The sequence below is a fragment of the Sphingopyxis sp. USTB-05 genome (genome assembly GCF_023822045.1).
Classification (GTDB): Bacteria; Pseudomonadota; Alphaproteobacteria; order Sphingomonadales; family Sphingomonadaceae; genus Sphingopyxis.
The window spans coordinates 1208279-1220445 of record NZ_CP084712.1 but is presented as its reverse complement, the minus strand read 5'-3'; the positions used below and the strand labels follow the sequence as shown (position 1 = coordinate 1220445).

8 protein-coding genes are annotated in these 12167 nt (G+C 65.2%); 5 read left to right on the top strand and 3 right to left on the bottom strand.

Annotated elements, in window-relative coordinates:
• Positions 1-91: 91 nt before the first annotated feature.
• From KEC45_RS05300 to KEC45_RS05285, 4 genes are read left to right on the top strand one after another with little or no spacing between them, the layout of a single operon-like run.
• Positions 92-1246 carry an efflux RND transporter periplasmic adaptor subunit gene (locus tag KEC45_RS05300; RefSeq protein ID WP_062182179.1) on the top strand — a complete coding sequence of 385 codons (1155 nt, stop codon included), beginning with the start codon at positions 92-94 and terminating at the stop codon, positions 1244-1246.
• 6 nt (positions 1247-1252) lie between these two features.
• Positions 1253-4417, top strand: a complete 3165-nt coding sequence (locus KEC45_RS05295) for an efflux RND transporter permease subunit (protein WP_062182182.1) — start codon at positions 1253-1255, stop codon at positions 4415-4417.
• A complete protein-coding gene (locus tag KEC45_RS05290; protein ID WP_252171600.1) occupies positions 4410-5810 on the top strand; it encodes an efflux transporter outer membrane subunit in 1401 nt (466 codons plus the stop codon). The genes KEC45_RS05295 and KEC45_RS05290 overlap by 8 nt, the downstream gene beginning before the upstream one ends.
• Positions 5743-6936, top strand: a complete 1194-nt coding sequence (locus KEC45_RS05285) for a DNA alkylation repair protein (protein WP_252171599.1) — start codon at positions 5743-5745, stop codon at positions 6934-6936. Before KEC45_RS05290 ends, KEC45_RS05285 begins: the two co-directional genes overlap by 68 nt.
• A gap of 9 nt (positions 6937-6945) precedes the next feature.
• On the opposite strand, the gene KEC45_RS05280 is transcribed toward KEC45_RS05285, so the two are convergent.
• Entirely contained in the window at positions 6946-9003 is a 2058-nt protein-coding gene (locus tag KEC45_RS05280; protein WP_238586680.1) for a transglycosylase domain-containing protein, read from the bottom strand.
• A 150-nt stretch (positions 9004-9153) separates the two neighbouring features.
• On the opposite strand from KEC45_RS05280, the gene KEC45_RS05275 reads away from it, so the two are divergent.
• Positions 9154-11082: a patatin-like phospholipase family protein gene (locus KEC45_RS05275; protein ID WP_062182185.1), complete on the top strand. Its 1929-nt coding sequence runs from the start codon at positions 9154-9156 to the stop codon at positions 11080-11082.
• 11 nt (positions 11083-11093) lie between these two features.
• Here KEC45_RS05275 and KEC45_RS05270 read toward each other — a convergent pair whose 3' ends face one another.
• Positions 11094-11576, bottom strand: coding sequence for a DUF421 domain-containing protein (locus KEC45_RS05270; RefSeq protein ID WP_062182188.1), 483 nt, complete (start codon positions 11574-11576; stop codon positions 11094-11096).
• On the bottom strand, positions 11576-12091 hold the full coding sequence (locus tag KEC45_RS05265; protein ID WP_062182192.1) for a hypothetical protein: 516 nt from the start codon (positions 12089-12091) through the stop codon (positions 11576-11578). Before KEC45_RS05265 ends, KEC45_RS05270 begins: the two co-directional genes overlap by 1 nt.
• Positions 12092-12167: the final 76 nt, after the last annotated feature.

Sequence of the window (12167 nt, the reverse complement as noted above, 5' to 3'; positions counted from 1 at the left end):
CTCTTTTCTGTAATTTAAATTACACGGCGCCTGAGCGCAAGCTTTTGCGTATAACCAACTCCCGCACAACTGCGATTTTTCAGGGGTCCTTATGAGTCGCTTTCGTCCTCTTGGCAGCGCCGCCGGCGCTGCGCTGGCATTGTTGCTGGCTTCCTGCTCGTCGGAAGCGCCGCCCGCGCCGCCGCCGCCCGAGGTCAATATCGTGACCATCCGTACGCAGGCAGTACCGAATGTGATCGAATTGCCTGGCCGCGTGCAGGCGTATCGCACGTCGGAAGTGCGCGCGCGCGTCAACGGCATCGTCGAACGGCGGCTATTCAACGAAGGCAGCTATGTCCGCGCCGGGACCCCGCTGTTCCGGATCGACCCGCGCGAGTTGACCGCGACCGCCAATGCGGCGCGCGCGCAGCTTGCCCGGGCGCAGGCGACCGCCGCCAATGCGCGGCAGGTCGTCGGCCGCTATCAGCCGCTGCTGGCCGACCAGGCGATCGGCAAGCAGGAATATGACGCAGCGGTCGCCGCTCAGCGCACCGCCGAGGCCGATGTACAACAGGCGCAGGCCAATCTGGAATCGGCGCGCCTGAACCTTGGCTATGCGTCGGTTACCGCGCCGATTTCGGGCCGCGCGCGCCGTGCCGAGGTTACCGAAGGCGCGCTCGTCAGCGCGGGTCAAGGCACGCTGCTGACGACGATCGAACAGATCGACCGCGTCTATGTCAATTTCGGACAGTCGAGTTCGGACCTGCTTTCCAACCGCCGCGACATGGGATCGGGCAAGGTGACCGCACCCCAGTTCGACCGTGTCGAAGTGCAGTTGATCCTTGAGGATGGCACCGCCTTTCCGGTTGTCGGCCACCTCGACTTCCTCGACCTCTCGATCGACGAGGCGACGGGCACCGCAGCGCTGCGAGCGGAGTTCCCGAACCCGAACTCGGCGCTGCTCCCCGGCCAGTTCGTTCGTGCCCGCATCTTCGCCGGCAACCGTTCGGACGGCGTGCTGATCCCTCAGCGCGCGGTCAAGCTGGCCGCCGATGCTGCGAGCGTGATGGTGCTCGACGCCAAGAATATCGCGACGCCGCGCCCGGTGAAACTGGGCACGATGGTCGCAGGCCAGTGGGCAATCCTCGATGGGCTGAAACCCGGCGACCGGGTGATCGTCGACGGGCTGCAAAAGGTGCAGCCGGGCCAGCCGGTGCGCGTCGCACAGCCAAAGGGAACCGCCTCGACCCCCGCGGCAAAGCGCTGATCTGACATGACCCCCCGCTTCTTCATCGACCGGCCCATCTTCTCCTGGGTCATCGCCATCGGCATCCTCTTGTCGGGCATCATCGCGCTGCGCAGCCTGCCGGTTGAGCAATATCCGTCGGTCGCGCCGCCGTCGCTGACGATCGGCGTCACCTATCCGGGGGCCGACGCGAGCACGCTCGAACAGAATGTCACGCAGGTCATCGAGCAGGAACTGAACGGGGTCGAGGGCTTCCTCTATATGGCCTCGACCAGCGAATCGAACGGCACGGCATCGATCACCCTGACCTTCGAGGCAGGAACCGACATCGACAATGCGCAGATGGAGGTCCAGAACCGCCTGCGCCGTGTCGAGCAGCGCCTGCCCGAAGATGTGCGCCGTCAGGGCATTTCGGTCACCGAGGCGAATTCAGGCTTCCTGCTGATCGTCGCGATCACGTCGAAAAGCGGCAACACCGACCCGATGGAGGTCAACAACTTCGCCAACACACGCGTGCTCGACGAATTGCGGCGTGTGAACGGCGTCGGCAATGTTCAGGCGTTCGCGCCCGAATATGCGATGCGCATCTGGCTCGACCCGCAAAAGCTGGCCTCGCACAATCTGTCGCCGGCCGAAGCGCTCGGCGCGGTGCAGGAACAGAATAGCCAGACGCCGGGCGGGCAGCTCGGCGACCAGCCGCTCGCCAAGGGCGCGCAGCTCAACGCCGTCATCACGACGCAGGGCCGCTTTACCAAGCCCGAGCAGTTCGAGAGCATCATCCTGCGCGCCAACCCCGACGGGTCGGCGGTCACGCTGGGCGATGTCGGACGTGTCGAACTGGGCGCCGCGAGCTATCTCTTCTCGTCCGAACTCAACGGCAAACCGATGGCGGGCCTCGCGGTCCAGTTGACCCCGGGCGCCAATGCGCTGTCGACCGCCGACGGCATTCGCGCGCGGATGGACGAGCTGTCAAAGGGCTTCCCGCCCGACATCACATGGTCGATCCCCTACGACACGACGCCCTTCATCAGCCTGTCGATCGAAGAGGTGGTCAAGACGCTGGGCGAAGCGATGCTGCTCGTCTTCCTGGTCATGTTCCTGTTTCTCCAGAACTGGCGGGCGACCGTGATCCCGACCGTCGTCGTGCCGATCGCTCTTGCCGGCGCGTGTCTCGGCCTCTGGATGGCGGGCTTCTCGATCAACGTGCTGACCCTGTTCGGCATGGTTCTCGCGATCGGCATCCTCGTCGACGACGCGATCGTCGTGATCGAGAATGTCGAGCGCATCATGAATGAAGAGCATCTGTCGCCCTATGAAGCGACGGTGAAGGCGATGGGGCAGATCACCTCGGCGATCATCGGCATCACGCTGGTGCTGATCGCGGTATTCATCCCGATGGCGTTTTTCCCCGGTTCGACCGGCGGCATCTATCGCCAATTCTCGATGACGCTCGCGATCTCGATCGCCTTCTCGGCGTTGCTTGCACTTACGCTGACGCCCGCGCTCTGTGCGACGCTGCTGAAGCCGCATGACCATAGCGAGCGCAAGGGACGCATCGGTGCCTTCTTCGACCGCTTCTTTGGGCGGTTCAACGAATGGTTCGGCCGCACGACCGACCGCTATCAGGGCGGCGTCGGCAAGATGCTCGGCGCCCCGCTCCGCTGGCTCGGCGTGTTCGTGGCGATGGTCGCGATCACCGCGCTCCTGTTCACCCGCCTGCCGGGTTCGTTCCTGCCGCAGGAAGACCAGGGTTATCTCGTAACCGTGATCCAGGCGCCCCCGGGCGCGACGACGCAGCGCACCAACGAGGCGACGAAACAGGTAAAGGCCTTTTTCGCCGAACAGCCGCAGGTCGCGAATGTCGTGTCGGTCAACGGATTCAGCTTCTTCGGCCAGGGACAGGCGAATGCCATCATGTTCACGCCGCTGAAGCCGTGGGACGAGCGCAAGGGCGACGGCGACAGCGCCGACGCGATCGCGGGCAAGGCGATGGGCGCCTATGCGAACATCAAGGAAGCCTTTGCCTTCTCGCTTAGCCCGCCGTCGATCCCCGAACTCGGTACGTCGAGCGGTTTCACCTTCAAGCTGCAGGACCGCGGCGGCAACGGGCGCGATGCGCTGATCGCCGCGCGCAACCAGATGCTGGGCGGCGCGATGCAGAGCAAGCTGCTCGCCAACGTCCGCCCCGAGGGGCAGGAGGATGCGCCGGTGCTGAAGGTCGATATCGACCGGATTCAGGCGCGTGCGCTCGGCCTGTCGATCGGCGACGTCAATGCGACGCTCGCGATCAGCTTCGGCAGTGCCTATGCCAACGACTTCACCCGCGAGGGCCGCGTGCTGCGCGTGCTGCTTCAGGCCGATGCCGCGAGCCGGATGACGCCGCAGGACGTGCTGGAACTGCGCGTGCGCAGCGCGAATGGCGACATGGTTCCCTTCGGATCGTTCAGCAAGGCCGAATGGTCGGCCGAAGCCCCGCAGCTCCAGCGCTACAACGGCTATCCCGCGATGACGATTTCGGGTGAACCCGCGCCAGGCCAGTCGACCGGTGAGGCGATGGCCGAGATGGAGCGGCTCGCGCAGCAGCTTCCAGCCGGTTTCGCATATGAATGGACCGGCATCTCCTACGAGGAAAAGCAGTCGGCCGGCCAGATCGGCATGCTGCTCGGCCTGTCGCTCGTCGTCGTCTTCCTGCTGCTCGCGGCGCTCTATGAAAGCTGGTCGGTGCCTGTCGCGGTGCTTCTGGTCGTGCCCTTGGGCGTGCTGGGCGCGGTGCTCTTCTCGATGTTCCGCGGCCTGTCGGCGGACATTTACTTCAACGTCGGCCTGATCACGATCATCGGTCTTGCGGCGAAGAATGCGATCCTGATCGTCGAGTTCGCGATCGAACAGGAAGCCGAAGGCAAGTCGACGTTCGACGCGGTGATGGAAGCGGTAAAGCTGCGCCTGCGTCCGATCATCATGACCAGCCTGGCCTTCATCCTCGGCATGGTGCCGTTGGTGATTGCAAGCGGGGCCGGCGCCGCCAGCCGCATCGCGGTCGGCTCTGGCGTGATGGGCGGAATGATCGCGGCCACGTTGCTCGGCATCTTCTTCATTCCGCTCTTTTACCTGTCGGTGCGCAAATGGCTCAGCCGCAAGCGGCCCCCTGCCCCTGCCGAGAAAGGCCATCATGAGGAACCCGGCCATGCGTAACCTGATCGCGCTGCTCGCGGCGATGACGCTCGCCGGATGCGTCAACATGGCGCCAAAGCACGAGCGTCCGCCGCTCTCGACCGCCGCCGACTATCCGGCCGAATTCGCGGGCGACGTCACGCTCGGGCAGCGGGCAACCGATGTCGCCTGGCGCGACTTCTTCGCCGACCCGCAGCTCGAAGTGCTGATCGCGCAGGCGATCGAGCGCAACCGCGACCTCGCCGTCGCGATCGCGCAGATCGAGGAGGCGCGCGGCCTCTATCGCATTCAGGATGCCGATCGCCTGCCGACCGTGGGTGCGAGCGCGGATGCGACACGAACGCGCGGCCCGTCACTGACGGGGCCGGGAACCGACACGACCAACCGCTATTCGGTCGGCGTCGGCGTGACCTCGTTCGAGCTCGATTTCTGGGGCCGCGTCAAGAATCTGTCCGAGGCGGCGCGCAGCCAATATCTCGCGACCGAACAGGCCGAACGCGCCTTCCGCCTCGCGCTCGTTCGCGACGTCGCCTCCACCTATTTCGCATCGCGCGGTGCCGACGAACAGATCGCGCTCGCTGAAGCGACGGTGACGAGCCGCAAGGAGGGGTTGCGCATCGCGAAGCGGCGCCTCGACGCGGGGGTGACCTCGGCGCTTGACTATCGCCAGTCCGAAACGCTGCTGACGCAGGCCGAGACGCAGCTGGCGAGCCTGAAGCTTGCGAAGGCGCAAGCCGACAATTTCCTCGCCGTGCTGACCGGCGGCCCCGTTGCCGGCCCGCTGCCTGCGCCGCTGCCGCTCGTCCAGCAGGGACAATCGCCGACGCTGACCGCCGGCCTGCCGTCGGACCTGCTCGTCGCGCGTCCCGACGTGCTCGCGGCCGAAGAACGGCTTCGCGCCGCGCGCGCCAATATCGGCGCCGCGCGTGCTGCCTTCTTCCCCTCGATCTCGCTGACCGGCAACCTTGGCTTCGCCTCGGGCTCGCTCGACAATCTGTTCAGCAACGATGGGTTCGGCTGGAGCTTCGGCCCGTCGATCAGCTTGCCGATCTTTGATTTCGGGCGGAACAAGGGCAATCTGACCGTCGCCGAGGCGCGCGAGAATATCGCCGTCGCGACCTATGAGCGCACGGTACAGGGGGCCTTCCGCGAAGTCGCCGACGCACTCGCCGGACGCCGTTACCTCGCGGATCAGGTCGAGGCACAGGAACGCGGCACGCTGGCACAGCGTCGCATCGCCGATCTCGCGCGCAAGCGATACCGCGAGGGTGTGTCGACCTATCTCGAAGTGCTCGACGCCGAACGCAACCTGTTCGCTTCGGAACAGACGCTCATCGAGCTTCGTCGTGCACAGGTCGACAATCTGGTCACTCTCTATGTCGCGCTCGGCGGCGGATTGGTCGAGCGTCGCTAAGGCGCCCGGCGAAACCGCGATGACGGGCGAAGCCGCGTCCCCTGCCCTGCTCAAGGATATTCTGGGGCCTCCGGCGCTGGAAACGATCGCCGACGCGGGGGAGGCCGCGTCGCCGCGCTTTGATCGCGCGGCCTTTATGCGCGCGGCTGCGGATGGGCTCGACGCCCTGTCGATCATGGAACGCGTGCGTCATATTGCGAGCGCGCTCCATACCGCCTTGCCGCAAAACTATCCCGACGCGCTCCATATCGTCCGCGCGATGGGGCCGCGCCTGACCCACGGGTTTCAGGCGATGGCGGTCACCGAATATGTCGCACGCTATGGGCTCGACGATTTCGATCGGTCGATGGACGCCCTTGCCGACCTGACGCGGTTCGGTTCGGCCGAATTTGCGATCCGCCCTTTCCTAGCGGCGGATACGCCCCGCGCACTCGCGACGATGATGCGCTGGACGGGCAGCGCGGACGAACATGTGCGCCGCCTCGCGAGCGAGGGCGCCCGGCCGCGCCTGCCCTGGGCGGCGCGCGTTCCCGCGCTGAAGGCGGACCCGACACTCGCGGCGTCGATCCTGGAGACGCTGAAAGCCGACTCCAGCCTCTATGTCCGGAAATCCGTCGCGAACCATTTGAACGACATCGCGAAGGATCGGCCCGACTGGCTGCTGGATCGCCTCGCGGACTGGCCACAGGATGATCCGCGCACGATCTGGATCGTCCGCCATGCGCTGCGCACGCTGATCAAGCAGGGCGAGCCACGCGCGCTCGCGCTGATCGGCGTCGGCCATGGTGCCGCGGTAAATGTGCGGAGCTTTGCGATCGCGCCTGAAACCGTGCGCCTTGGCGACCGGATCTCGATCGCGGTCGAGCTCGCATCGGACTCGCGCGAACGCCAGCCGCTGGTCGTCGACTATCGCATCCACTACGCCCGCGCCGGCGGAAAGACCGCACCCAAGGTCTTCAAGTTCAAGACATTCGACCTCGCCGCCGGGGAAGTGATCGCGCTGGCGATCTCGCAGACCATCCGCGATTTCAGCACCCGGCGCCATCATCCCGGCCGACACCGCATCGAGCTGATCGTCAACGGGCAGACAATGGCCGAAGCCGCCTTCGACCTCTTACCCGGCTGACGCGACCTGTCAGGTTCCCGGCGGTGGCTGCGGCTGCGGCGCGGGCACGGCGGGCTCTGGCGTGCGATCCTGGATCGGCAGGCGCAGGTCGATCGGGCTGCCATTGATTTCGGTCGAGATCACCGCATCGCCGCGCTCGATCCCGATCCGCGTGCCCTCTCCGATCGGGATCGCGCCGACGTCGGGGACATCGAGCGGCTCGACCGGGCCGGTCGGATCGACAATCTTCTTGGGCTGCGACGCCGCTTTCTTGCCTGACGCCCCGGTCATGAAGTCACGCCAGATGCGCGCCGGCAAACCGCCGCCCGAAATGCCCTGCAGCGGCGTATTGTCATCGTTGCCGATCCACACCCCGACGACAAGGCCGTTCGCGTAGCCAACGAACAGCGCATCGCGATTGTCCTGACTGGTGCCTGTCTTGCCGAAATTGGCCTGTGGCAGCCGCGCGGCGCGGCCGGTCCCGCGATTGACCGCGGCGCGCAGCATTTGCTCGATATCCTCGTGCTCGCTCGACCCGAAGCGCGACGGGCCCGAGATCAGATTCTCGAACCAACCCTTTTCGTCGGCCTCGAACGCGTGCGGTTCGACCGGATAGCTGTTCGCCGCAACCGCGGCATAGGCGGCGGTGAGTTCGAGCAGCGTCATGCTCGACGTGCCGAGCGCAAGGCTGGGATCGCCCTTCGCCATCGGTGCGGTGACACCAAGGTCGCGCGCCATGTCGATCACCTTGTCGTCGCCGATTTCGCGGAGCAGTCGGACCGCCGCGACATTGCTCGACGACGCAAAGGCGTCTTCGAGGCTGATCTGCTTCGAATAGGCGCCGCCTGAATTCTTGGGACGATAGGAACCGGTCTCGATCGGACTGTTGTCGATCATATCGCCCGGATCCCAACCGGCGCGAAGCGCGGCGAGATAGACGAAGAGCTTGAAGGTCGACCCCGGCTGGCGCCGCGCCTGCGTCGCGCGGTTAAAGGGCGATGCGGCATAATCCTTGCCGCCGATCATCGCGACAACCTCGCCATTCGGGCGCATCGCGACAAGCGCGACCTGCGCCTTGCCCAGCCCCGCGCGGCTCGTCACACGGCGCGCGATCCCCTGCAACCGCGCATCCAGGGTGGTCGCGATCGTCTGGCGCGAATAACCGACATCGCTCAACTTGCGCGCCTCGGGCAGCGCCCAGTCGGCGAAATAGGTGCCGGTCGGCAAGGTGTTGCGCGTGCGCACGTCGATGCGCGGGGTGCGGAGCGCCTTTCGCTCCTGTTCGGTGAGATAGCCCGTCGTGACCATCGCATCCAGCACCAGCTTCATACGCTTTTCGGCCAGATCGGGGTTTTTGGTGGGGGCGAGCCGAGACGGCGCCTGCACCAGCCCCGCGAGCATCGCCGCCTGCGCGGGGGTCAGCTTTTCGGGCTGGCGATAGAAATAATGGAGCGAGGCGGCGCGAAGGCCATAGGTGTTGTCGCCGAAATAGGCGTTGGACAGATAACGTTCGAGAATCTCGTCCTTGGTCAGCCATGCTTCGAGCCAAAAGGCGATCAGCGCCTCGCGCGCCTTGCGCCCGAGCGTGCGCTTCGGCGTCAGGAAAGTGAATTTCGCGAGCTGCTGAGTGATCGTGCTGCCCCCCTGCGTCCGCCCGCCGGTGACATTGCTCCAGACGGCGCGTGCTATGCTGCGCGGATCGACGCCCCAGTGGTTGTAAAAGCGGCGATCCTCGATCGCCAGGAAGGCGCCGGTCACATGCTTGGGCAGATCCGCACTCTTCACCGGCGTGTCGACGATCGCGCCGATGCGCGCGATCGGGGTGCCGTCGGACGCGAGCAAGGTGATCTGCGGCGGAGCGATCGGTTCGAGCGATTTCGACAGCGGCGCGGTCAGCGCGAGCCAGCCGACGAGCAGTATGAAGATCACGCAAAAGATCGCGAAGCCGCGCGAGATGCGGCGCATCCATTTGCGCCCGCGCGTCTCGGGAACGATGGGCGGCGGCGGCGCTGCCATGTCGGCGAACGGGCCACCCGGCGTCGCGGCTAGGGTGGGGTCGGGGCCTTCGGGTTTACGGAACCATTTCATGCGCAGCGCCCGTATTACAGCCCCAACACAGCATAAGCAATTGCGTTATATGGTGCGTTGGATGGGCTCCATTCATCAAGAAGGACAGCGACTTGATCGGCGTGTCGCGATAAGAAAAGAAGAAGCCCCGTCCATCCGGAGAGCGACGACATGAGCCAAACAGCCACCCGCTATTGCGACCTGGTGATGAAGGGCGGCATCACGAGCGGCATCGTCTATCCCAACGCCGTTCTGGCGCTCGCGCGCGACTTCCGGTTCAAGAATATCGGTGGAACCTCGGCGGGCGCGATCGCGGCGGCAGCCACCGCCGCCGCCGCGTTGGGCGACCGCAAACATGTCGCATCGGGGTCGGCCGCCCCCTGCCCCTCGACGCTTGGCTTCGCCGGTCTCGAACGCGTCGCGGCACAGCTTTCGTCGCGGGGCTTCATCTTCGGCCTGTTTCAGCCCGCGCGCGGCGGGCGAAGCGCCTATCGCCTGATCGTCACGCTCACCGGAAACGCGAGCGCGCTCCGCAAGGCCTGCACGGCAGCGATCGCAGTCGTCGCCATCGCCCCGCTTGAAGCGTTGCTCCTTTTCGGCCTGTTCCTTGCGCTTGGTTATGCGATTGCGGGGCCATCCGGGGCGGCAGCCGTACTGCTGCCCTCGGCGGTTTGCGCCTATCTTGGCGCAGCAATCGCCGCGGCTTTACGTGTCGCGCGCGTCACGCGGCGCAATCTGCTGGGCCTCTGCTCGGGTTTGAGCAGCGGTAAGGATGCGGCAGAACCGGCGCTGACCGATTGGCTTCACGGGGTTCTGCAATCCTTGTCGGGCAAGGATATCGCCGAACCGCTGCTGTTCGACGACCTGTGGGACGCGCCCCGTTATCCCGGCGAACCGCGGACCGAAACAGCAATCTCGCTTCAGATGATCACCACCGGCGTTTCGCATCGTGAACCGCGAACGCTGCCCTTCACCGATGCGTCCTTCTGGTTCCTGCGCGAGGAATTCGATCTGCTGTTCCCGCAAACCGTCGTCGACGCGATGGTGGCGATGGCGGGTGCGCCCGACCGCGTCGACGGAAAGGATTATTATCGCCTTCCCGGCAAGGGCCGGATGCCGGTGCTCGTGGCGATGCGGATGAGCCTCAGCTTTCCATTGCTGATCAGCGCTGTGCCGCTGCACGAGCCGGCGGCGAGGCGCACGCTTCGCGGCGAGACCGAAGGCGAGACGTCGGGGGAAAGCGAAGATCGCAAGGAAACGACGCTCAGCCAGAGCACCGACAGCTTGGCCACCGGCGGCGAGGCTCCGCTTTCGCTGATCGAGGGTTTTCGTATCTGCTGGTTCTCGGACGGCGGGGTTTCAAGCAATTTCCCGCTCCATTTGTTCGACGCGCCGCTGCCGCGCTGGCCGACCTTTGCGATCAACCTCGTCTATCCCCAAAGCGACGACAGCCCGCCGGTCGACAACCCTGAACCCCAATGTGCGCAGGACCGGGCCGAAGCCGCGGTGTGGTTGCCGCTGCATAATAATCGCGGATGGCAACGCAGCTACAACTCGATCGCCCGGCCCCTTGCGCTGGCGGAGGTTTCCGCTTTCATATTCGGTATCATCAGCACGATGCAGAATTGGCGCGATCTGTTGCAATCGCGCGCGCCGGGGCAACGCGACCGGATCGTCCACGTCGCGCTCGACAAGGTCGAGGGCGGGATGAACCTCGACATGTCGCAGGACATATTGGACAGCATTTCGCTGAAAGGCACGGTCGCTGGCGAGCGCCTGTATCAATTCTCGTTCGACAATCATTATTGGGTACGCTGGCGGAACGTCGCATCGGGCCTTCAGCGCTACACCATCCGGATTGCGGCCAGCGCGAAAGTCGTGCCGCCGATTCCCGCTTATGAGGCAGCCTTTGCGACAGTGCGCACAGGAGTGCCGCCGGCAGTTTCATACAAATTCCGGTCGACCGAAGCGCAAAGCGCCGCGCAAGCGCTGTTCGCCGACCTGGTGGCACGCGGCGAGGAATGGGCCGACCTTGGCCCCGACCTCAGCGACGGTACGCCGCGGCCGTTGCCCCAGATGCAAATCACGCCGATCTACTAGGGTCAGCCCCCCTAGTTCGCGGGATCGTCGCGGTCCTGTTGCGGCGAGGCATGATCGTCCTTTTTGATGAAACTCATCTTGCCCTGCGGTTCCAGGATCGCCCATGCGACCTCCGACATCTGCCCGATCCCGGCCAGCCGCATTTCGGAGAGTATCTCGTCGCGCGTCAGCCGGTCGCGCCGCAGATTTTCGATCAATATCTCGCCATCGCGCACGATCACCCGCGGCGCGCCTTCGAGCAGGTTCTTGGCACGCGGGAACAGATATGCCGTCCAGCTTAGTACCAGCGCCCAGAAAGCGAAGGTACAGATGGCGAGCGTCGCCCCGGTCAGGCTGAAATCATTGTGCGTCACCCCCTGCTGGATGAGGTCGCCGAGCACGACGAGCACGACGAATTCGAAGGGCGTCATCTGGCCTAGCTCGCGCTTGCCGAGCAGCCGGATCAGCAGGAACAGGATGAAGAACATCACAGTGGCGCGAAGCACGATATCCATCAGGGCAGCACCTTGATGCGAAGCGGCATTTCACCAATGCGCCGCTTGCCGTCGAAGACTGCGATTTCGCCGCTGGTGCCCGCGAACAGCGGCGGGTTGATCTGGCCGTCGACCTTGATGTGCACGCTGTCGCCCGCGCGCAGCGGGCCGTAGGAAAAATGAAAACGGCCGTCCTCGAACCACTCTTCGGCGGGCGCCGGGATCATCGTGTTGACGGTCATGTCTTGCCAGAGCGCGGGCGATACGGCGACCACCGCATCATCGAGCGGAGCTTTTGCGGTCAGGGTAATATCGGTCTCGAAAAACTCGCCGTTGCGAATGACGGTCGGCGTTTTTACCGTCAGGCGCGCGTCGCCTAGATCGGCCGTGCGGGGCGGGCTCGGTTGTCCGCCGGTGAAACCGAGGGCTGCGGCCAACAAGAGGCCGCCGAGAAGGAGGATCGAGATCGGGCTGGCGTGCCGATCCCAGAGGCGTTGGTGCGTTGGCTTGGCATCGAGTCCTTCCAGCGCCTGCATCCGATCCTCCGGCCTGATTGCAACGCTCTCAGGCCACATAAAAGGCCAGGAGCGCTCGCCCGCTTTGGCCGCGGGC

What these genes read in the sequence shown, in the direction of transcription:
- KEC45_RS05280 (WP_238586680.1), bottom strand. Translation starts at nt 9,003, where the DNA reads ATGAAATGGTTCCGTAAACCCGAAGGCCCCGACCCCACCCTAGCCGCG.
- KEC45_RS05265 (WP_062182192.1), bottom strand. Translation starts at nt 12,091, where the DNA reads ATGCAGGCGCTGGAAGGACTCGATGCCAAGCCAACGCACCAACGCCTC.
- KEC45_RS05275 (WP_062182185.1), top strand. Translation starts at nt 9,154, where the DNA reads ATGAGCCAAACAGCCACCCGCTATTGCGACCTGGTGATGAAGGGCGGC.
- KEC45_RS05270 (WP_062182188.1), bottom strand. Translation starts at nt 11,576, where the DNA reads ATGGATATCGTGCTTCGCGCCACTGTGATGTTCTTCATCCTGTTCCTG.
- KEC45_RS05290 (WP_252171600.1), top strand. Translation starts at nt 4,410, where the DNA reads ATGCGTAACCTGATCGCGCTGCTCGCGGCGATGACGCTCGCCGGATGC.
- KEC45_RS05300 (WP_062182179.1), top strand. Translation starts at nt 92, where the DNA reads ATGAGTCGCTTTCGTCCTCTTGGCAGCGCCGCCGGCGCTGCGCTGGCA.
- KEC45_RS05295 (WP_062182182.1), top strand. Translation starts at nt 1,253, where the DNA reads ATGACCCCCCGCTTCTTCATCGACCGGCCCATCTTCTCCTGGGTCATC.